General features: G+C 46.0%; 16 protein-coding genes. 15 read left to right on the top strand and 1 reads right to left on the bottom strand.

The window, feature by feature from the left end:
• The first annotated feature begins 133 nt into the window (after positions 1-133).
• From L0660_RS00115 to L0660_RS00060, 12 genes are all read left to right on the top strand, one after another.
• Positions 134-3,757, top strand: a complete 3,624-nt coding sequence (locus L0660_RS00115) for a T9SS type A sorting domain-containing protein (protein ID WP_235156737.1) — start codon at positions 134-136, stop codon at positions 3,755-3,757.
• Between the two features lie 39 nt (positions 3,758-3,796).
• Positions 3,797-7,045 carry a DUF6443 domain-containing protein gene (locus tag L0660_RS00110; protein WP_235156736.1) on the top strand — a complete coding sequence of 1,083 codons (3,249 nt, stop codon included), beginning with the start codon at positions 3,797-3,799 and terminating at the stop codon, positions 7,043-7,045.
• 7 nt (positions 7,046-7,052) lie between these two features.
• Positions 7,053-7,358 (top strand): hypothetical protein, encoded by a 306-nt coding sequence (locus L0660_RS00105; RefSeq protein ID WP_235156735.1) that lies wholly within the window; start codon positions 7,053-7,055, stop codon positions 7,356-7,358.
• Positions 7,358-7,705: a hypothetical protein gene (locus tag L0660_RS00100; RefSeq protein ID WP_235156734.1), complete on the top strand. Its 348-nt coding sequence runs from the start codon at positions 7,358-7,360 to the stop codon at positions 7,703-7,705. Before L0660_RS00105 ends, L0660_RS00100 begins: the two co-directional genes overlap by 1 nt.
• A gap of 203 nt (positions 7,706-7,908) precedes the next feature.
• A complete protein-coding gene (locus L0660_RS00095) occupies positions 7,909-8,988 on the top strand; it encodes an RHS repeat domain-containing protein (RefSeq protein ID WP_235156733.1) in 1,080 nt (359 codons plus the stop codon).
• Positions 8,975-9,343, top strand: coding sequence for a hypothetical protein (locus tag L0660_RS00090; protein ID WP_235156732.1), 369 nt, complete (start codon positions 8,975-8,977; stop codon positions 9,341-9,343). Before L0660_RS00095 ends, L0660_RS00090 begins: the two co-directional genes overlap by 14 nt.
• 99 nt (positions 9,344-9,442) lie before the next feature.
• The gene (locus tag L0660_RS00085; RefSeq protein WP_310589618.1) at positions 9,443-10,318 is read left to right on the top strand and encodes an RHS repeat-associated core domain-containing protein; all 876 of its coding nucleotides are present in this window, start codon (positions 9,443-9,445) and stop codon (positions 10,316-10,318) included.
• A gap of 535 nt (positions 10,319-10,853) precedes the next feature.
• Positions 10,854-11,126: a hypothetical protein gene (locus L0660_RS00080; RefSeq protein WP_235156731.1), complete on the top strand. Its 273-nt coding sequence runs from the start codon at positions 10,854-10,856 to the stop codon at positions 11,124-11,126.
• A gap of 27 nt (positions 11,127-11,153) precedes the next feature.
• Positions 11,154-12,290: a T9SS type A sorting domain-containing protein gene (locus L0660_RS00075; protein ID WP_235156730.1), complete on the top strand. Its 1,137-nt coding sequence runs from the start codon at positions 11,154-11,156 to the stop codon at positions 12,288-12,290.
• A 75-nt stretch (positions 12,291-12,365) separates the two neighbouring features.
• Complete coding sequence (locus L0660_RS00070) at positions 12,366-13,601, top strand: serine hydrolase (RefSeq protein WP_235156729.1); 1,236 nt, start codon at positions 12,366-12,368, stop codon at positions 13,599-13,601.
• A 61-nt stretch (positions 13,602-13,662) separates the two neighbouring features.
• Entirely contained in the window at positions 13,663-15,621 is a 1,959-nt protein-coding gene (gene nuoL, locus L0660_RS00065) for an NADH-quinone oxidoreductase subunit L (RefSeq protein ID WP_235156728.1), read from the top strand.
• A 37-nt stretch (positions 15,622-15,658) separates the two neighbouring features.
• Positions 15,659-17,326: a NuoM family protein gene (locus tag L0660_RS00060; protein WP_235156727.1), complete on the top strand. Its 1,668-nt coding sequence runs from the start codon at positions 15,659-15,661 to the stop codon at positions 17,324-17,326.
• A gap of 102 nt (positions 17,327-17,428) precedes the next feature.
• Here the strand turns inward: L0660_RS00060 and L0660_RS00055 are convergent, their stop codons facing one another.
• Complete coding sequence (locus L0660_RS00055; RefSeq protein WP_235156726.1) at positions 17,429-17,839, bottom strand: hypothetical protein; 411 nt, start codon at positions 17,837-17,839, stop codon at positions 17,429-17,431.
• A 220-nt stretch (positions 17,840-18,059) separates the two neighbouring features.
• Between L0660_RS00055 and L0660_RS00050 the strand changes: the two genes are divergently transcribed.
• The 3 genes from L0660_RS00050 to L0660_RS00040 all read left to right on the top strand — a co-directional run bounded on the left by L0660_RS00050 (position 18,060) and on the right by L0660_RS00040 (position 23,215).
• A complete protein-coding gene (locus tag L0660_RS00050; protein ID WP_235156725.1) occupies positions 18,060-19,175 on the top strand; it encodes an acyltransferase family protein in 1,116 nt (371 codons plus the stop codon).
• A gap of 86 nt (positions 19,176-19,261) precedes the next feature.
• Complete coding sequence (locus L0660_RS00045; RefSeq protein WP_235156724.1) at positions 19,262-19,969, top strand: ATP-binding cassette domain-containing protein; 708 nt, start codon at positions 19,262-19,264, stop codon at positions 19,967-19,969.
• Between the two features lie 189 nt (positions 19,970-20,158).
• Positions 20,159-23,215: a glycoside hydrolase family 3 N-terminal domain-containing protein gene (locus tag L0660_RS00040; RefSeq protein ID WP_235156723.1), complete on the top strand. Its 3,057-nt coding sequence runs from the start codon at positions 20,159-20,161 to the stop codon at positions 23,213-23,215.
• The last annotated feature ends 71 nt before the right edge of the window (positions 23,216-23,286 follow it).

Here is a 23,286-nt window from a genome sequence, read left to right as displayed (position 1 = left end):
ATACTTCAATGCATATATCATTACCGGCAAATAATTGATATCCACCGAAAAAATAGCAGTGTAGTAACCTTTTTTGAAAGCTACGTCTAAATGGGCAATAGAAATATTTGTTCATTTAAACGTAGCTTTTTTCATGCAGTTACCCGACAGATTTAAGAAATGTGCCTGGAATATTGTGTCCGGGCTTTTTCTCGCCCTCCCCTCTTTTTCTCAAATCCCTGAACCTCCCAAAACTGTCCAAAGCCCTAATAATTCACACTTGGGGATATTCGGTGATTTTGAAGTGTCCCTTTTTACAGGAAAACCAGAAATAACGGTTTCGCTTCAAACCTTGGAAAGCGGTCCCGTTTCACTTCCGCTTGCACTGATCTACGATGCCTCAGGAGTCCGTCCGGATATACACCCAGGCTGGACAGGCATGAACTGGGGCTTATCCACCCATTATGCCGTGATACGTACAGTCAAAGATGCGCCTGACGAAGGTCTTCCGAGCTCTCCTTCCGAGCCTGGCTACTTACACGCGCCGGTAAGAAATGCGTTGAATTTTGGCGCAGCGGATTGGGCCGCAACAGCAAAACTTGAAAACCTGGGATTTAATGCACCCTCATTTGACATGGAACCCGATGAGTTCAGTTTTAACGCGCCCGGGCTCAGCGGAAAATTTGTGATGGGTCATGACGGCCAGTGGAAAGTTTTTTGTGACCAGGCAGTAAAAGTTGAGTTGATTAGTTCCATTTTGACCGACATTCCTTTCAAACCGCCTTACTGGACAGGTAATTTGTGGAATCAGATCAATAATGGCAAATACAATCCCACAATGCAGGGCTTTTACATTACAGATGAAAGTGGGGCAAAGTATGAATTTGGCGGCTCAACGGCCAATATGGAGTTCAGCATTGATTTCTTTAATCAGGGAAAAGCAAACTGGATTTGCAATTCCTGGCACCTTAAATCCATAACCCGACACACAGGCCAATCTATCAATTTCAGTTACGAGCGAGGCAGTTTTGTTGCGCAAATGTACTTTTCTATTTTCAATAAAGCTGCCAGTGTAAATGGTGGCGGTTTTTTTGGCTGTGGTAACTGGTCTTCACTTATAAATGAATACGGTGCCTATAATGGCAAGCTTATCTCTCCTATTTATCTCAAAGAAATTGTTTCTGACAACTTCAAAGTCAAATTTATTTCCAGCGAAAGTACCGAGCTGCGCTACACAGATGACGTTTTTACAACTTATGTCAATAAGCTCGTGAATGCTGGCGGCAGCAAGCTCGATTTTCTCACTTTTTTGCACAATTGCTATTATCCTGTTTATAATCAAAGTCTTTGTAACAATCCGGCAGAGTCCCTGACGCAGCTTTTGGCCAAGTTGAAATGGCGGAAGCTGGACAAAATTCAGATCGCAAACGGCGGTGGAAGCATTGTGAAGGAATTTGAATTGACCTATAATAATGTAGCGACTGAGCGGTTAATGCTTCAAAAAGTTCAGGAAAAATCAGGCTACAATGCAAGCAAGCTCCCCGCTTATGAATTTTTCTACTTTTCTGCGCAAGGGCTTTCCCTACCCGGTTATTGCAAATCGCACACAGATCATTGGGGATTCTATAATGGTAAAGCGATCGACGTCGCCAATGATTTCAATGCAGTTGCTAGCTATGGAAATACGCATCGCACGCCAGCTGTAAACAAGAATATTTACAGGTTGGGCTCGCTTACCCAGATCAAATTCCCGACAAGTGGCATTACGAAGTTCTGGTTCGAACCGCACACCTATGCAAAAGAAGTGAAACTGAAACGCTGGGAAGGTGTGGATGCTTTTGCAACAAATCAAGTGGCTGGTGGTCTGCGTATTAAAGAGATTCACAGCTATGATCCCGCCTCCGCAAATCCTCCTGTGAAAAAGAAGTATTACTATCTGTCAGGTTTCGATCCGGCGAATGCTGATACCACATCGTTGCTTTCCAGTGGAGTGCTAGGCGGGAAAACTCAGTACTATTGGCCAAATTACATGCCCAAACCGGATGCGCCCAATGCAACTGTATCCGAGCAAATTTTTTCAACACAATCTGTACTACCAGCCACAGAAAACAGCCTAGGTGCCCATATTGGCTATACGAACGTCATCGAATGGGCTTCTACGGACGGCTGGAACGTGCATACTTACAGCAATTTCGAGAACGGATATGCGGATTCCGCTCCAACCGGTTTTATCCAACCAGGATCAACACCTTACCAACCTTACAACAGCAACGCATTCAAAAGAGGCAAGCTGCTTGCACTTGAAACTTACACTAAGAATGGCACTCCTGTTGCGAAAACGACCTATCAATATGAGGCTGTGGGCAACATTGCAGACTATTCTGCGAGATCAGTAAAAACCGCACTGACGACGCTATGCAATACCCGGACCTATTGCTACGAGGGAACGGCCTATTTTATCAATATGCAGAAATTTCTGCCTGTTCAGCATGTAAGCGTTACCTACGATCAGGACAGCCCTTTACAGAATGTTGTGTCTGCAACACGGTCCTATCAATACTGGCCGAACGGGCAGTTGCATATCCAGGGCCAGCCAGACAGTAAGGGAAAAGAAATTAAAACAGCGTTTACCTACCCTTCCAACCAGAACGATGCAATCAGCATTGCAATGACTGCGAAAAACCTCATTGGAGCACCAACTTCCGTGTTTAAATACACCGGCCCTGAATTGGCACCCGTGGGATTAACCCTTAGAAATGTCAAATTTGACTTGTTCAATGGATTTTATTTACCCAAAAAAGTAGAAAGCGGTATTGGGACGGCAAAACCAATGTCGATGACAACCGACCTGGAATTTCTTACCTATGACAGCAGGGGCAACTTGCAGACATACAAGGAGCGCAATGGATCGATAACCAAACTTGAATATTATGGCCCGGCTGAATTAGGAAAGGTGGATTTACTAAAAACACGAACTGTTGCAGAAGGCTCCGCATTAGCGCAATCGACAGCATATAATCATAAACCTCTTATTGGAATCGAAAGCAGCACTGACGCAAATGCAAAGTCGCTTTTTTATGAATACGATGATTTTAACCGGCTAAAAAGCGTCCGCACCGGCAACGCGGGCGGCACTGTGCGAAAGTCTTACTGCTACAACTATTCAGGACAGGTCGTTGAATGTGCGGCGCTGGCCCCCAAAGGCAGCATTGCGGCAAGTGGCCTCGTACTTTTGGCCGAGCAAGCCTTGCCAGTGACCCTGGTAGAGTTCCTTGCTTCTAAACAAGAAAAGAAAACCATCCTAAAATGGTCCACTACGAGTGAAACCAATAGTGAACGATTTGACATCCAACGCAGCCAGAATGGAAAAAACTGGTTCACAATCGGATGGCAGCAAGCAATGGGAACGAGCGACTCTTTGAAAACCTATCTCTTCACAGATGCCAGTCCGCTGCAAGGCGAGAATCTATACAGGTTGAAAATGGTGGACAATGACAGCACTTTTTCTTACAGCCGCCTCCAAAGCGTCGTTTTTGACACGGCTATTAACATCGCGCTTTATCCGAACCCTATCACCGTTGGTGAAAATTTAAATGTGCTGACTGACGACCTGGGTAAGATTGCAAACATCCGCATTTTCGACACTTCCGGCACATTAATGCATGAATCGGCACCGGCCAGGGCCATCAACATTTCCAAACTCCCGTCCGGCCTTTACATGGTCCAGATCACCTGCACAGATGGAAGCATTTCCACCCATCGCGTCATGAAACAGTGACCATTCAAAAACAACACTATAAATTCTTAAAACAAGCACATGAATCATTATTTAAAATACATGCTCCTGGCATTTCTCTTGTCAGGACCAGTAAAAGCACAGCAAACAAATAGTCGTAATTATGTCATTTCTCGCATCTACAAGCAATCCGGAGCTGATATAAACGATGTAAGCAAGGTGGCTACAGAAGTGCAATACTTGGATGGTCTTGGTCGCCCGCTTCAAAATATTCTCGTAGGACAGAGCCCGTTAGGTAAAGATTTGGTTTACACCAATGAGTTTGATGCGGCAGGCAGGCAGCCCAGGCAATATCTACCCTATGTTTCTGTTGGAAATGGTGCTTACCAAAGCAATGCCCCAGCAGATGCTGCGGCCTGGTACAATGCCAATTCTGCCGGGTTACAAGCTGCCGATCTGGCCAGACCTTACCAGGAAACACTTTACGAAACCTCACCTGCGAGCCGCATCACCAACCAGCGTGCGCCGGGCAATAAAAGCGTCAGCTCGGTGGTCAGGCTCAAAACCAACGCCACCAACCAGATCAATCGCTATGATTATGACCCTGTTGCCAATACAATCGTACAAGTGGGCCAGTATGCAGCCGGGGCATTGACCTACATCAACAACACGGATGAACAGGGTAATGTAACCAATGAATTCACTGACCTGCTCGGGCAGACGATCTGTCGGCAAGTTATAGCAGCGGCCGGAAACACATTGTCCACCTACTATGTTTACGATGATCTGAAATTGCTAAGGGCAGTACTACAGCCTGGTTTCCAGGATGTAGCATCATTAACCGATTATGCATTTACGTATGACTACGATGAACGCGGAAGAATGGTCGTCAGGAAAGTCCCTGGTTCGGGCATGACCGAATTCGCTTATGACCAGTATGACAGGCTGGTTATGTCAAGGGACGCCAATCAGAAAATCCGCAATGTTTGGGCATTTATTAAATATGATGCGCAGAACAGACCAATCCTCATCGGTGAAATTGCCTCAGCGCTAGCCAGAACCGACTGGTCGGTTGTAGTTGATGCAAACACACAGCATCACGAAGATCGCAACAACGGTATAAATGCAGGTTATACGCTTGATAAAACGGCGCCTAAAAATGCGACGGAAGCCAATTTGCGAAACATTACCTTTTATGATGATTACGCCTTTTCAAAAGCCGCCAACCTATCTTATAACGCTGCTTATTACCCATCTGCCAATCTAAGTGTAAAATCGCAAGTCACCGGAAGCCGGACTAGGATGCTGCCGGGCAGCGGAGCGGCAGGAGGCTGGCTTACAACCGTTACCTATTATGATGCGGAATATCGCCCGATCCAGGCCACGCGTGAACTTTCCGATTTGGGAGCGGGAGGCATCGAAAGGGTTTCGTCTCAATACAAGTATGATCTCGCTCCTATAATTTCCGAGCAGAAAACAGAGCAACTATTGGCAGGCAATGTTACCCACTCGCATCTGGCCACTTACTCCTACGACCATTCAGACCGGCTTCTGAGCGTTAAAGAGAAGATTATCAGCGGCGCAAATACCAAAGAAGCTTACACGCTGGCACAGCGCTACAATACATTGGGCCAGCTGCAAAGTAAATGGCTGCATTCCGAAGATGGCACGAAATTCAGGCTTCGGACAAATTATACCCATAATATCCGCGGCTGGCTGACAGAAGGAAAAACAGCCTACAAAAAGGACGTAAATGGACCGGACCTTCCCTACTACGGCTTCAACCTCGCCTATAATAATGGTGCAAATTACACCAATGGCAACATCAGTCAGATGCAATGGCTGGGCAAAGACGAAGCCAATTTCAGCAAAGGGCTCACATTCAGCTATGACGGTGCCAACAGGTTTTTAGGATCCAGCGGACTTAACGCTTATCCGGATACAGAAAAGAGCATTACCTATGACAAAAACGGCAACATTAAGACGCTTGTAAGGGCAGGAGCCGCCGTCGATAACCTGACTTACACTTACCTCGGCAATCGGCTTTCGTCAGTCACAGACGGCTCCGGCAACAACCTGGGCGTCAAAAACGGCGTCAGTAATTATGCCTATGATGACAATGGCAACATCACCGGCGACGGCAACCGCGGCGCGACGCTTACCTACAATTATCTGAACCTGCCCAAAACCATCAAAATCGCAGCTAACACATTCACATACGATTACGATGCAAACGGAAGCAAACACAAATACGCGGGGGACACATTGATCCTGAAATACGCCGGAAACTTTGAATACAGGCAAGTAGCAGCCGTAAATAAGCTCTACAGAGTAGCCCTATCAGAAGGCCAATCCGTATTCCGGGACAACAAGCTGGCATTTGAATATAGTTTGAAGGATCATTTGGGTAATGTTCGGGTTGTGTTTGACGAAGAAGGACAAGTTTTGCAAAAAACGGATTATTATGCGTTTGGGTTGAGTATTGACAGAAATAACCCGGTTCAGACACCTGCTGTGAGGAATGGAGTGAATCGTTATCTTTACAATAATAAGGAGTTGCAGGTGGGTAGCGGGTATCTGGATTACGGCGCGAGGATGTATATGCCAGAGATTGGGCGTTGGGGAGTTGTGGATCCGATGAGCGAAATTTATGAGGGTGGGTCTCCATATAATTATGTTTTCGACAACCCGATAAATTGGACTGATCCAGATGGCCGCTGCCCTACTTGTCCGCAAGGCGACGAAGCAAAAAAGACCTATGCGGAAGGTGCTATCGTAACAAATCAATATGGCTCTTGGACTTGGACGGGTAGCGACTGGCAAACCAACTCTGCTACATCGGTTCCCTCTGGTTCGCAGGCTATGGCGCCGGTGTCAGGTTTTACAGGTTGGGCCGACCAGATTTGGAACGGCAACCGTACTTATGGCGATGGCAGGCAAGTAAGCAGTGATGGCATCCTACTCAATAGGATGACTCCGAGAATGGGAACCCCGCCCGATGGCGGTTTTGGAAAGGTTGTATCTATTAAGAGCTTCAAGGATGCAATCTCCAAAGTCATCCACTGGGGAAAACAAGGTAAGCACATCTTGGGACACAACAATCTTAAACCAGGCGCAAGTATTTTACAGGAGAATGCGCAAGATTTATTAGACGCCTTTCACGAAGGAAGAGTTGTTACTTCCCAAGTAGTCAATGAGACCAAGACGAGAGTTGACTTTGGTAAAGTAATTGGAAGCTTTGTAAAAGATGGAGTTTCATTGCCTACTACAAAGGGAATGATCATCAATAGTAAAACGGGTGTTCATATTGTGCCAGCGGCACCTAATTAAAAAAAAGATGACAAAAAACATTGATTTTCGAAGAGAAGTATTGATTTCGATACAACGGGCTCTTTTAGGGGAGATCTATCCATCTATTCGTGGCATTGCGGTTGGTTATGAAGGTGATGTAAAATTTAAAATAATATATTATTTAGATCGTGAGCCGTCGGAAGAAGACTATGAGAATATTAGTGACGTTGCAGGACAAGTTTTGGCAGACATTAACTTCTCTAAAGTTGAAGAATTATGCATTTATACAAAGGAGCCTTTCTCAAAGCTGGACTGCATGGAAGCTTGGGTATACATAAGGAGGGAACTTTAATGGATAATTTTGATAAAGGAGTCTGGAACAGACTCTACTACGAAGGGCAGCATATTGCTGCTGAATTGCAGCCCAGGCTACCAGGTTGCAGGCGGCGGTGGGCTGCAATATACAAAGCAGGGCCTACCCACCCCTTATCCCCCTGGGGAGAAGCTACATACAAATATTCAGTATTGGCTTTTGAGCTAAGCGAGGATTTGGTAGATGAATATTTTTCTGAAGAAGACAAGCAAAATCAAGTGCAGATTTTTGCTGGTTCGGAAGCTGATTTAATAGGTATTTTACGTGAGCAGGCAATAGACCCTTCTTTGTTCACGTACCCTTGGAAGTGTGATTACCCACTGTAATAGCAAAACGCCCCTGATCATCCGGGGGCGTTTGTTGTAATTATGCCTATGACGACAATGGCAACATCACCAGCGACGGCAATCGTGGCGCGACGCTTATCTACAATTATCTGAACCTGCCCAAAACCATCAAAATCGCAGCTAAAACATTCACATACGATTACGATGCAAACGGAAGCAAACACAAATACGCAGGGGACACATTGATCCTGAAATACGCCGGAAACTTCGAATACAGGCAAATAGCAGCCTTAAATAAGCTCTACAGAGTAGCCCTATCAGAAGGCCAATCCGTATTCCGGGACAACAAGCTGGCATTTGAATATAGTTTGAAGGATCATTTGGGTAATGTTCGGGTTGTGTTTGACGAAGAAGGACAGGTTCTACAGAAGACGGATTATTATGCGTTTGGGTTAGAGATCGACAGAAATAGTCCGATTCAAACACCTGCCGCACGTAATGCCGTTAACCGGTACAACTTCCTGGGTAAGGAAACACAGGCAGCAACAGGGTATATTGATTTGCAGGCTCGTTTCTATGATCCTTTAATTGGACGGTTCATGCAGGTGGATCCTGTAAGTGAATTGCAGGAAAGTCAATCTGTTTATCAATACGGCTGGAATAATCCTATCTTGCGGAGCGACCCTAATGGTACTTACCCAGACGGGCCTGGTGATGACCCTTTCCTGATCGCAAGACTGGCAGCTACCGCGTTCTTTGATACCAAACATGCGATCATTAATACCGGGGCAAGGTGGTTTAGATCCGATATCCGGGCAGGCTATAAAGTGGATGGCAACGGAAATCAGACCTTTGAAACCCAGATCAGCAGGCAAGCCGTTGACAACTCCCTATCAGGACAGGTAAGAGAAGCAGTAAATGCGGTCGGTGATGTGGCTTTGTTAGCTACTGCGGGTTCAAGCCCGGCCAATCCTGGGAATTTGCTTTCCAAGACCAGTGTAGAATCTCAGGTTGTAAAAGCGGGAAAAGAAGTTGCATCGGAGATTACAGCGTATAAGAGACCTAGCGGTTCAGTAACCAATGCTCAACGAGCATCAGTACAAGGTAAACCATGCGTAGATTGCGGAACTACTGGAACTAAAATGGTAGCAGATCACAAACGTCCTCTTGTTAAAGAACACTATGAGACGGGTACAATTGACAAGAAAAATATGCGAAGTGTAGATGCTGTACAACCACAATGCCCTACATGTTCAGCAAAACAGGGTGCTGAAATGTCAAGGTATTCACGAGAACAAAAGAAGAAAAATGGATTGGACTAAGATAATAAACCAGCAAAAAGGTATCTGTGAGAAGTATGAGTCTGCTTTTTTAGAATCCCCTTTACATCTTAAAGTGGGTATCTCCCAAAATGTAAAAGATGGAATTCTTCCCATAAATGGATTGAGAATAAACCCTGAGGGTAACACAACAGGGTGGTATATTTGGGCAGGAGAAGAATTATCTCAGGATGATGATTTTTTTGTTCCGCTCCATATCGAACATATTGAAAACTGGGTGCCCAATATATCGAAATACTTAGGACTGGGGCCAGGATGGCGCTTTATGGTAGCTAATGACTTTGAAGATGTTTGGTTTGATGAAAGTATTTTAGAACCTAAACAGACTGATAACTAATAACAAAACAGGCTCCGGAACCGGAGCCTGTTTTGTTATACAGCATATTGCCTTTTTGGGTTGAGTATTGACAGGAATAACCCGGTTCAGACACCAGCGGTGAGAAATGGAGTGAATCGTTATCTTTACAACAATAAGGAGTTGCAAGTGGGTAGCGGGTATCTGGATTACGGCGCGAGGATGTATATGCCAGAGATTGGGCGTTGGGGATTTGTGGATCCTTTGGCGGAGAAGCGGGAATGGCTTTCACCATACAACTACGTGCAGAATAATCCTATTCTGAGGGTTGATCCGAATGGGGCGTTTGATTTTGTGCAAAAACAGGATGGTAGTATTTATTGGGGCAAAAACGCAAACTCCCAGGCTACAACCAAGCAAGGCGAAACTTATTTGGGAAAATCATTGAGCTTTGTATTCAACAGCTATATCAATAGTACGTTTGATGGACCTGGTGGTAGCGCTCCGGTAGGTGATAAATTAACGTCAACTGTAACATTAGCTGGAAGCGAAAATGCATACGGAGAATTAACAGGTCTTACCGCTACAAAGTCTGTAAAAGTTGGAGAAACACCGTTGGGTACGGCAAACGACTATTTTCCAGGCTTAGGTAATGATCAAAATAAAATTGGATTTCGTGGTACTAATCTAAATTTCGAACAGCATGCAAGTGTTTCTCCGATCGAAGCATTTGGCTTGGGTGTAATGGGCTATGATATTGTAAACGTTGCCCAAAAACTTCAATTAAATTTATCAGGAAATAATCTTTCTGTTACCGCTGCTACCGATGTTTTTCCTTCTGCCACGTTATCTGTTAATGGCAAGCAGTTGTTTCAATATAATCAGCCTTCATTTAAGGGGACTCATGGCTATGAGAGAAGAACGGTTTCTGGCGATAACGGCACAGGAGGAAGTATTGTTACTGAATCTATTCCTCTGAAACCTACCCCATCATTCCATACCAGATATAAAAAATAGCCATGGCAAAGCCTTCAATACTTAATATTTTGTCTTTTTGGTTAGTCAAGTATGTGGCATTCTATATACTCCTGATGTTCAAGAATGACAATTATGCACTGCTGAGAGTGGATGAGATTCAAAATGGGGACGACCTGTTTTATTACCTGTGGCTATTTTTATTCTTGCCTGTGGTATGCATGTTGATTTTTTCTGTTCCGCTATATCTTTCCCTTAGGGTAAAAAAATGGGCTTACTTGGCACTTATAATAACTGCGATTTTGATAGCCGAATACTTTTTATATACGTGGTTGGCATCTCAAACCAATTTGATAAATGGGGTGTATAATGGAATTTTTAGCCTTTTGTTTTTGCTTCTCTTTTTCTTTAGGCGTGCGGGCAATCTACATCAGGAAATTACATAACCCATAGCAAAGCCCCAGATGATCTGGGGTTCTGCTGTTTTATAGCGCAGCAATATTTTTAAGCTTAGCCGCCTTTATCAGGTTGTCTATTATAAAGAAGATTTTGTTTTATCTGAGAGTTTTTCAATGCCATGCGGGCGTTGGAGGTTTTTTATCTGGATACAAAAAAGAGCATTACCTACAACAAAAATGACAACATTACGAACCTTATAAGGGCTGGCGCCGCTGTCGATAAGCTGACTTACACTTACCTCGGCAATCGGCTTTCGTCAGTCACCGACGGCTCTGGTAACAACCTGATTGTCAAGAATGGCGGCAAGCAATTACAGCAAGCAATCCAACAGCGAAAAAAATACCCACTTCCCCGCGTGACCTTTTCAAAATTTACCGTATCAATAAAGTAAATACTGTAAATCTTAAATTTCACGCACTTGAAAACGGACTTCAATTCTTTTCGAAACAGCATCATTTTGACCTGGTCAATGATGCTGTTTTTTGTTTCAAACGGCGCTTCCCAGGAAGCATTCAAAATCAAATGGTCGATGGATTACACCCAGGGCGGCGTTTCCAATCATGCCAACTTCGTGCCTGTTGACGCCGTGCTGGCGGGTGGCGGGAACACCAATGCGCTCAATGGCGGTTACGGGCTTGGCGGCGCGATGGTCGCGGCTTATGTAGTGCGGCCCTGGCCTAATTCCTTTTCGGCTGGCCGCTATATGGAGTTTGCATTCACTGCCAAATCATTTAAATACAATATTAACAGCATTTCCCTGAGGTTAAGGCGCTCGCCCGACGGGCCAAAACAATTCAAGATCCGAACGAGCATGGATGGCTTCTCCTCCGACCTTACGGCTTCTACATTGGTTAATCCGAGCCAATTCTACACATTTACGGTCCCTGCGGGGTTTAATAACCTTTCGGAGAACACATTTACCTTCCGGGTTTACAGTTACGGTCCAACGAGCATTTACGGCACATTATGGTTCGATGAGATCATTGTGAACGGAGATGTGCTGGCAATTGTCCTGCCGGTTTATCTCACATTTTTCAGAGCAACTGCGAAGGAAGGTAAAGCGCTACTTTCCTGGGAAACGACCTGGGAAAAGAACAGCAAGGAATTCCGCATCGAGCGCAGCAACGACTTTAACACATTCACAGAAATCGCACGGCTGGCTGCAAGTGGCGAGACGCAGGGCAGGACGCGTTACGAATTTTTGGATGAAATGCCTGCCGCCGGAACCAACCATTACAGGCTTTGCATGACGGACACGGATGGCAACATTGTATATTCGGCTCAGGCGGATGTTAATGTTCAATCAGAAACCGCCTCCTTTTATGTTGCTCCTAACCCAGCCTCTGCCTTGAAGATCTGCGTTTTTGGGCAAAACATAGATCCCGAATCATTAGCACTCACTAGTTTCGCTGGTTTACGTATAGTCACCAAACATGAAATTAATATGCTGGGATCCGTTGATTTAATTCCGGCTCAGGCACTTTCGCCGGGTTTGTATTTATTATGCTATCAAAAAAATGGCATTAAAGAACATGCGAAAGTATTAGTTCCGTAAAATATTGTGCGCTTAATTTGTGTTGCTTAAGTATAAAAATTGCCTGCGATTCATCGTTAGGAAAGCGACGTTCTGATGAAAATAAATGGCTTGAAGCCTATGTTGAAAAAAGTGCAGCCGAAAGTGTGGTGGGCGGCATTAGCTGTCCTGGTTATCCTCGTCATTTCGTGGGGATTGGTGCGGAAAAAGAAGTCGGGGCCGGAAGAAATTTTGGTCGATGGCAAGATGGTCTCCAAACTGGACCCTGTTCCTGTAAAAAATCCGGATGCAGCCACAGCGGCAAAAATTGCCAAAATTGAAGATATTTTCAGGCGTAAAAAAAGGGCTGGTTTCAATGGTAATGTGCTCATTGTTCAGAAAGGGCAAGTGCTTTACCAGGATTCCTTTGGTTTTGCCCATTTAAAAAAGAAGGATACATTGACCAGCGATTCGAGGTTTCAGCTTGCCTCGCTTTCGAAGCCTTTTACGGCCATTGCCGTCCTTAAACTTGTGCAGGAAGGACGTGTTAGCCTGGATGATTCGGTGCAGCGGTTTTTTCCTGATTTCCCTTATCACGGCGTGAAGTTGGATATGCTTCTAAGCCACCGCAGCGGACTTCCCAATTACATTTATTCTTTTGATGATAGCGTGCGCCATGGCAAAAAGTATCCTGATAATCTGGATATTATGGACTGGTATGCCAAAGTCGTCCCTACTCCTACGCCTTACAACCGCCCGGGAAGGTCATTTAATTATTGCAACACAAACTATTGCGTGCTGGCCGCCATTGTTGAAAAAGTATCGGGTGAAAATTTCGGCACTTATCTGTATGACCAGATTTTTGCGCCCCTCGGCATGATGAACACATTCCTGGTAACCGACACGTCCAGTGCGGCTGTGCAATTCAGGACGGATGGACACCAGTTCGGGCGCAAACTGGAAAAGGATTATTACGACGATGTGGTCGGAGATAAAGGGCTGTATTCGACAACGGGTGACATTTATAGATTTTATAATGGGCTGACCCAAGGTTTGTTATTGGATAAAAAACTCCTTGAAGAAGCATTCAAACCTCGCAGTTTCGAGCGCGCCGGCATCCGGAATTATGGTTATGGCTTCCGTATGCATACGAAAGAGGACAACACACCGCGCTTCATTTACCATGGCGGCTGGTGGAAAGGTTATAACACCATGCTGTGGGTTTGCCCGGAAGACGAGGCGGTGATCATTGTGCTTGGCAACTCCTACAACCGCTCCACTTACGACCTCAAAGAATTGCTCGAAGTGATCCATGGACCGGGCAAAGTGGAGGAGATTGAGAAAGACATCTAGCATTGTTTGAATTCGGCCGCGAATTCAGGATATTTGCCGAAACAAACGAATTCCCGCATCTATGCCCGATTCTGCATACTTTTTACCTGCTTGTCTGCTGTTGGGATTGCCATTTACGGGTTTTCTTTTGCTCTGGCTCGCTGGAAAAAGTTTTAATAAAGCAGCAGGTTTCGCGGGAGCCTTCATAACTGCTGCCGGACTGATAATCAGTTTGTTATACGCAGATCCGCAATCATTACACATCGTCAGTTTTCACTGGCTCACAATTGGCAGCACTTCCATTGACATTCCACTTCGTTTTGATGCACTAACCTGCATCATGCTCGTGATCGTGCACTTTGTCGCGTTGCTTGTGCAGCTATATTCCACGGCCTACCTCCATGGCGACAATAACCTACATCGCTATTTCGCATTCATTCAGCTCTTTCTGTTTTCCATGATCGGCATTGTGCTTTCGGGCAGTTTGCTGGTAATGTATATTTTCTGGGAATTGGTGGGGCTTTCTTCTTATCTGCTCATCGGTTTTTGGTATTTCAAACCCAGGGCTGTTTGGGCTGCGCAAAAGGCGTTTGTGCTTAACCGGATCGGTGACGCAGCATTCCTGACGGGCATTTTAATGCTGTTTTACTATATTGGTTCTACCGACTTTGAGGTGCTCTCCCTCAAAATTGACTCGCTAAACCCTGGAATCCTGACCGCCATCGGCCTTTGCCTTTTCGGCGGCTGCATGGGAAAATCGGCGCAATTTCCGCTTTCGGGTTGGCTACCGGATGCAATGGAAGGTCCTACGCCTGTTTCCGCTCTTATCCACGCGGCCACAATGGTTGCTGCGGGGATTTTTTTATTGGCAAGAATCTCCTTTCTGCTCACATTCGATGCAAAGCTGGTTATCACGATCATTGGCACCATAACCATGCTTATCGGGGCTGTTAAGGCCACTCAGGTTTGGGATATCAAGCGCGTTTTGGCTTATTCCACGATGTCACAACTAGGATTAATGGTCATTGCAGTGGGTTTCGGGAGCTGGCAAACTGCCCTGTTCCATCTGGCCACGCATGCATTTTTCAAGGCTGGATTATTCCTTTCAGCCGGTTCGGTCATTCACGCCGTAACACCGGCCGACCTTGGTTCTGATTTTGATTTGCAGGATATGCGCACAATGGGCGGCTTGCGCAAAGCATTACCGGTTACATTCATTTGTTTTTCGGTATGTGCCGCAGCATTGGCCGGTTTGCCGTTTTTTTCAGGTTTTTTATCCAAAGACGCGATCATTACCGAAGGTTTTTTGTGGGCAGGAGAATTGGGCGCACTGTTTTATATTTTCCCCATTGTTGTCATCCTTTCAGCCGGCCTGACAGCCTATTATATGACAAGGCAGATCTGGCTGGTATTTTTTGGTCAGAACAGATTTGATGCCACACGCATTTACCCGCATGAATCGCCAGCCATTATGTGGCTTCCGATGGCGGTTTTGGCAGTTCTGTCCGTTTTCATCTGGTTCTCCTGGAATCCTTTTGACGCAGCTGGCTGGTTTTTATCATTCATAGGACAACACGCAGAAGCGCATTTAGTCTGGGTGCCGGTTGTGGCCAGTTTGACAACTTTAGTTTCCATTTTCTTGGCTTACAGAGAAATTAAATCAGAAAACCCATTCAGTATCAATACGCTAAATGCTGTTAATGCTCCGAATGCGCTGCAAAAACTGGTTTGGCTAAGGGACTATTCCAACACCCAATATTTCATTATTCCCTTTGCATTCATTACCAAACATTTGAAAATATTCGAAAAGCGGGTCATCGACTCGTTTGTTGACCGGCTCGCCAAAGTAAGCGTTGTCCTGGGTCACCTCATCGGCTGGTTCGATCGGTTTTTTGTGGATGGCGGGGTGAATCTGCTGGTCTTTTCGATTAAATCCGGCGGGCAGGCAGTCCGTAATTTACAAAATGGCAAGATCCAGTCTTATTTCATTGTGACTGCCATGGGCGTGTTTTTATTGATATTGTGGTTGGTAATCCTGTAAAACAACGCACCGGCCATGATTTTTAACTTAATGCTGAATGATTGATCATATACTGACATTACTAATTGCCATTCCATTGCTGGGCGCAGCCGCTGTGGCTGTATGGCCGGCCAAAAAACCTGAAAACTTCCGGATCATCGCATTGATTGCGCTGGCTTTGGAAGTCATCATTTCGGTGCTGTTATATATTTCTTTTGACAATCAAAACCCGGGACACCAGCTCAGCGAAGTTACCGACTGGATCACCTTGCCGATCGGCGCATTGGGTGTGGTTTCGATCGATTATGCGCTTGCCGTGGACGGCATCAGCTTTCCGCTTGTGCTGCTGGCCGTGATCGTGCTTTTTGTAGGGGTGATCAGTTCGTGGAATGTTATTCAGAAATCCAGGGCATATTTCGCATTGTATTTATTGCTTACAGGCAGCGTAATCGGCTGTTTTCTGGCGCAGGACTTCTTCCTTTTTTACCTGTTTTTCGAATTCATGCTGCTGCCGATGTATTTTCTCATTGGCTTATGGGGCGGTCCGAGGCGTGAATATGCTGCATTGAAATTCTTTATTTACACATTCTTCGGATCATTACTCATTCTGATTGTAATGATCGCGCTGTACTTGTCGGTGATCGATCCGTTGGAAACGGCCAGAGTCGTGGGCATTTTAGGCCTGGAAGATCCCATTCATCCCGACCTTATTTTACAGGTGCAGCAATGGCTTATCGACGGCAAAATCGCGCCTGAGCAGCTCGTCCACACTTTCCGGTTCGCCTATCTCGCCGATCCCAACAACTACATTCCCGGCTCACTGCTCAGCACCGCTTCCGAATATCTGATCGGCAACATTCCATTGCGTCTGCTCGCATTCTGGTTCCTGTTCATTGGATTTGCGGTGAAATTGCCTGTCGTTCCCGTCCACACCTGGCTGCCCGATGCCCACGTGGAAGCACCAACGCCTATTTCGGTCGTGCTGGCTGGGATTCTTTTGAAAATCGGCGGTTACGGTTTTATCCGGATCGTGGATGGATTCTTCCCGTTCGAGGCGCAGTATAGTGCCGTTCCGTTGGCCATATTAGGCATGATTTCCATCATTTACGGTGGATTCAATGCGTTAGGACAAACCGATTTGAAGAAAATGATCGCCTATTCCTCGGTCTCTCACATGGGATTTGTATTACTCGGCATTGCCGCATTCACGGCCGAGGGCATTAATGGCGCCATTTACCAGATGGTCAGTCACGGCGTTCTTTCCGCAATGCTCTTTATCCTTACCGGCGTGGTTTACGACCGCACCCACGACCGCCGCATCGACCATTACCGCGGCCTCATCGCCGTCATGCCGCAGTACACCATTATCACCGGCATCGCGTTTTTTGCATCATTGGGACTTCCCGGATTCTCAGGTTTCGTAGGAGAACTTTTCACATTAATGGGCGCCTTCCAGTCCGATGCATTGCCAGTCTGGATTCCTGCACTATCGACATTAGGCATTGTACTAGCAGCAGCATATTTCCTCTGGACCTACCAACGCATGTTCTTCGGCGCATTCTGGTACAAAAACGGCAGCCTCCACGTCCTCTCCGACCTAACAAAAAGGGAAACAGCGATGCTGCTTCCCCTGGTTGTGTTGACTATTTTGTTGGGTTTACTTCCCGGAATCTTGTTCGATATGACCGGGCCTACTGTGGAGGCTTGGCTGGATGGGTTGCGTTAAGCAAATCCTTAAAACCATAATATTTTGGGATTCAAATCCCTAAAAACTATAATAATTAAGGATTCAAATCCCTAAAAACCATAATAATTAAGGATTTGCGTGTTATTTCCCGAAAATCTGATCCAAGCTGAACCTCCCCTTCTTGGCCAGAGCCTGCAATGTTTGTTGTTGCTCGGGGGTGAGGACTTCTATGATTTCTTGTCTTTTTTCTTCGGCTAGTCGTTTGTGATCGCGGCGTTTCGCTTCGTCGTTTCTGGACAGTTTGCGGTCCATGCGGGCGTAGCGGCGGTCGATTTTCTTTAATTGTTTTTGCTGGCGTTTGCTGAGATTGAGCTCTTCGGCGAAGCGGTCGAGGTTCTTTTCGAGGCGACGGTTGTTGAGTTTGCTGTTGGTAACGGGCTCTTCGCTGCGGTAAGCTTCATCATTATCGTTGCCATTTCCGGTGTTGGAAGTGGCACAGCCGGTGAAAAACAGCGTTACGGCCACAAGGCCCAGCATTAATAATTTTTTCATGGGGTGAATGAATGGGTTGAAAATATTGATGCTTATAACGCAAGGCCGGAGCATTGATATATAATCCTGCACAAGACTTATATGTATTTTCAAATAAATGTAGTTTTGCCCGAAAGTATAAATAGTATTTTTTGCAATCTTTACAGTAAGTACCAGTATATTTTATTCCAAACTATGCCCTTTTTACCAAATTTTATTTCTCCTTACCCTTCTTTATCAAATGAAAGATAGTCCTGCGCCGCAGAGGTTGTTATCCCTGGATACATTGCGTGGTTTTGACATGTTTTGGATCTCAGGAGGCGAAGAAATCTTCGCAGTGCTCGCAAAAGTAACCGGCTGGTCCTGGGCGATTTTTATGGCGCATCAATTCACCCACCCCGACTGGAACGGTTTCCGCGCCTACGACCTGATCTTTCCTACATTTCTGTTCATGGCAGGTGTTTCCGCCCCATTTTCCCTGGGCAGCCGACTGGAAAAAGGCGTCCCGCCTTCGGAACTGATCAAAAAAGTTGTTCAGCGCGGACTGACACTGGTTTTACTGGGCGTCATTTACAACAATGGTTTATTTCAAACCGAATGGGAAAACATGCGGTACCCAAGCGTCCTGGCGCGGATCGGGCTTGCGGGAATGTTTGCTCAGATCATTTATTTATACACCGAAAAAAGGACGCGCTGGATCTGGTTCGCAGCTATTTTGATTGGTTACTATCTGTTTATGAAATTTTATCCGGTTCCGGGCTGCGGCGCGGGCTTGCTCACTATTGAATGCAATCCGGCCAGCTACATTGATAAAATGATCATTCCGGGACGGTTACACTTGACGATACACGATCCTGAGGGCCTGGTTTCTACCATTCCGGCCATTGCAACGGGGTTAATGGGAATTTTTGCGGGTGAGCTTTTGCGGACAAGTGAAGAAATTATTTCAAAAAACACGAAAGTCGTTTACCTGGTTTTTGCGGGCATTATCAGCCTGCTCGTATGCGTCGTTTGGGATTACTTTTTCCCGATTAACAAGAATCTGTGGACGAGTTCGTTCGTGCTTTGCGCCGGCGGGTTCAGTACATTGCTGCTGGCCTTGTTTTACTGGATCGTGGACGTGCTGAATTACCGTAAATGGACATTGTTTTTTGTCGTAATCGGGATGAATTCGATCGTGATTTACATGGTAGGAAGCTTTATCAACTTCAATTACACAGCCCAGGCACTTTTTGGCGGCATACTCAGTTACTTCCCCCACACCATCGAAGCCGTAGGAGAAGTCATCGCCTATATCATGGTTCAATGGGCATTTATGTATCTTTTGTTCCGGAATAAGCTATTTTTGAAGGTATAAGAATTAATTTTGAATGAGTGAATGACTGAATGAGCGAATAAAATCACATTCAGTCATTCACTCATTCACTCATTCAACATTAAAAAATGTCCATCCAAGTCACCAACCTAACCAAACTCTACGGGACGCAGCGTGCGATTGATGGGATCTCTTTTAGTTTGAAGAAAGGAGAGATCGTTGGGTTCCTGGGACCTAACGGGGCGGGGAAATCGACGACGATGAAGATATTGACGGGCTACCTGAAAGCTTCGGAAGGATCGGCGAAAGTGTCTGATTATGACGTGTCTGAGGAGCCGATGCCAGCGCGCAGGACAATAGGATATTTGCCAGAGCACAACCCGCTTTACCTTGATATGTATGTAAGCGAGTTCCTGCTATTTTCAGGAAAATTGTATGGCATGAAATCCGCGGAATTACGGACGCGGGTGGACGAGGTTATTGCCTTGTGCGGCCTCGAAGCAGAGAAGCGCAAGAAGATCGGGCAGCTTTCCAAAGGTTACCGGCAACGTGTGGGACTTGCGCAGTCATTTTTGCATAATCCATCCGTGCTGATCCTCGACGAACCAACTACGGGCCTGGATCCCAATCAGATACAGGAAATCCGCGAAGTGATCCGTAATGCCGGGAAGGACAAAACGGTGCTTTTTTCAACCCACATTATGCAGGAAGTTGAAGCATTATGTGATCGCGTGATCATTATTAATAAAGGAAAAGTGGTGAGCGACAGCACATTAGATGAGCTTCGAAAAACGGGCGATTCGCTCGAAGAAATTTTCAGGAGCCTGACGCACTAATGTTTGCTTTGACGTGAAATCGAAAGTCAGAATCCGCACGCATTAAATATTAGAATTGCATTAAAACAACTTTTTTTCGGATTTATTCCGACCGCAATTTGTTATTACTGTAACCTTTGATAAATTCATTTGAGCAGTGCAAAATTCAGGTAACCTAACATTCCCTCTTTAAAATCAGTAGTTCGGAGTATGAAAAATTGGTTGTTAAGCCGGTTTCGTTTAGTTGTAAGTGTGGTCGTTCTGGTCATTTTAACCTCAATGGTTTCCGTTGCCTGGAAGCGCATACGCGTTTTTACAGAACCCGTTACCGCATTGCCGGAAACTGTGAAGCAACCTGCGAAAAAAGCCAGGAAAAGGCTTGACCCGGTGCTCGTTCTGCCTGAAAACGAGTGGGTTGACAGCACATTAAACTCTTTGACGATTGAACAGAAAATCGGCCAGCTTTTCATGGTGGCCACATTCTCGAATCGCGACGAATCACATTATAAATACATTGACAGGCTGATCAGCGACTTCCATATCGGTGGACTGATCTTCTTCCAGGGCGGCCCGGTAGGACAAGCGCAGCTCACAAACCGCTATCAATCGCATTCCAACATTCCGTTATTTATCGGCATCGACGGTGAATGGGGCCTGGGTATGCGCCTCGACAGCACGATTTCTTTTCCAAAACAAATGGTGCTTGGCTCGATCCAGGACGACGAACTCGTTTACAGAATGGGGAGCGACATTGCCCGTCAATGCAGCCGTTTGGGCATACAGATCAATTTTGCGCCTGTTTCGGACATTAACAGCAATCCAGGCAACCCTGTGATCGGCATTCGTTCCTTTGGCGAGGACCGCGATAATGTGACGCGCAAGGCGATTGCTTATATGAAAGGTTTGCAGCACAACAAGATCATTGCCACCGCCAAGCATTTCCCCGGCCACGGCGATACGGATGCGGATTCGCATTTTACATTGCCCGTTCTCACGCATTCCATAGACCAGCTTACCGAAACGGATCTTTATCCTTACCGCGCGATGATCGCGGACAGTCTGATGGGCGTTTTGAATGGTCATTTGTTCATTCCCGCATTGGACAGCACCCCAAATCTGGCCAGCTCGCTGTCTGAAAAAGTAGTTACCGGTCTTTTGCGCAAGGATCTGGGCTTCCGCGGGTTGGTTTTTACGGACGCCATGAACATGCGCGGTGTTTTGAAAACCGGGAAGGCCGCGGAAGTGAATCTAAAAGCATTGATCGCCGGAAACGACATTCTCCTTTATCCAGAAAGCATTGCCGAAACCGTTGCCAAGATTAAAGACGCCATTGATTCCAAAAGGATCAGCGAAAAGATCATTGACGATAAGGTAAAACGCATTTTGCAGGCTAAATACTGGTCAGGATTGAGCCAGTACAAGCCCATTGACACCAATAATCTTTACGCCGACCTGAACACCGAAAAGAGCAAAGAACTCTATCGCGAACTGTGCGAGGCGTCGGTAACAGTTGTTAAAAATAACAATGATCTGCTGCCGATCGGATCGGTAATGGATGATAAAATGGCTTCTGTAAGCATCGGGGATGGAAGCAGCGTGGCGTTCCAGAAAATGCTTTCAACTTACAAACCGATGCGTTCCTACACATTCTACGAAGGACCGACTTCACAGGCGCAGATCGCTGAAATGATTGGTTATTTGTCCAATTATAACACAGTAATCGTAGATGTGCACGGCATAACGTCCAATCCCAAAAGCAATTACGGCGTTACGACGGGGATGGTGGATTTTGTAAATCAATTGAAATTACAAAACAAAAAAGTGATCCTATGCTTGTTCGGGACGCCTTACAGCATTCAGTTTTTCCCTGAAACCGATGCGTTGATCTGCGCAAGCCAGGATGGGAAGGATCAGCAGGAAATTGTGCCGCAAATCATTTTCGGCGCCTTAAAATCACAGGGCCGCCTTCCTGTTTCTGTACTTTCATACAAAGCCGGAAGCGGCGTGACCACGACTACCATCAACCGGATCGCCTTCGGAACGCCTGAAAGCGTGGGTATGGACGGCAGTTCACTGAAACGGATCGATGAGCTGGCAACAGCGGCTGTAAATGATCACGTTTTTCCGGGTTGTGAGGTTTTGGTGTCAAGAAAAGGAAAGATCATTTATGACAAACAATTCGGCGCCCTAAGTTACCGCACACCAGACCGTGTGACTTCGGAGACCATTTACGACCTTGCCTCACTGACCAAAGTTTCGGCTACATTGCAGGCTGTTATGCTGCTTTACGACCGCAAACAAATTGATCTGGACCAAAAAGCATCCACTTATTTGCCTGAATTGATGGGCACTAACAAGCAGAATTTCACGGTCAGGGATTTGCTTTTGCACAGATCGGGCCTGGTTTCGTTTTATCCGCCGCTTTGGGACAGGACTAAAACCAGTGCAGGCGGCCTGCTTCCCGAATATTATAGTTCCAAAGCGGATACATCCTATTATCTGCAAGTTGCCCCAAAGCTTTTTGCCAAAGGCGCAATGCGTGATTCGGTTTGGAAATGGGTGGTGGAATCGCCGATGAACAATCGCAAAGACAGGTCGGGAAGTTATGGTTATCTGTACAGCGATCTTGGCTTCCTTACATTGCAGAAGATCGTTGAAAAAGTGACCGGTCAGCCGCTCGACATTTTTGTTTCGGCCAACATTTACGAACCGTTGGGCCTGGCTTATCTGGGTTTCAATCCGCTGCGCCGTTTTTCTGAAAAACAAATTGCGCCTACCGAGCAGGATTACCGTTTTCGTAACCAGCTTTTACAGGGAACTGTGCACGACCAGATGTCGGCCATTGTGGGCGGCGTTGCGGGACATGCGGGACTTTTCGGCACGGCGCGTGACCTTGCTATTTTGTTCCAGATGAACCTTTGGAAGGGAAATTATGCGGGACGCAGATATTTCGAGAATGCGACCGTTCCACTTTTTTCGAGGGTTTATGACGAATCCCACCACCGCGGCCTGGGCTGGGACAAAGCACCGAATGATGGAAACAGTTCTTACGTATCTCCACAGGCGTCTGTGAATTCATTCGGTCATACGGGCTTTACGGGAACTATGGTCTGGATCGATCCGGAAGAAGATCTGGTATTTATTTTTCTCTCCAACCGCGTCAATCCAGACCCTGAAAACACGGCTATTACTACGCAGCGCACGCGTCGGAAAATCCAGGATGTAGTCTATAGTTCACTTATTGAAAGGAAAAGCGAGCTTCCTTAATCGAGTCGAAAGTGTATTTGAAAAATATCTCTAACTTTACCAGACAAACAGGTTAGCGGAAAGATATTAAG

This window comes from Dyadobacter sp. CY351, assembly GCF_021502625.1.
In the GTDB taxonomy this organism is placed as follows: domain Bacteria; phylum Bacteroidota; class Bacteroidia; order Cytophagales; family Spirosomataceae; genus Dyadobacter; species Dyadobacter chenhuakuii.
Note: the sequence above shows the minus strand (reverse complement) of the source record. Positions and strands in the feature narration are given on the sequence as shown.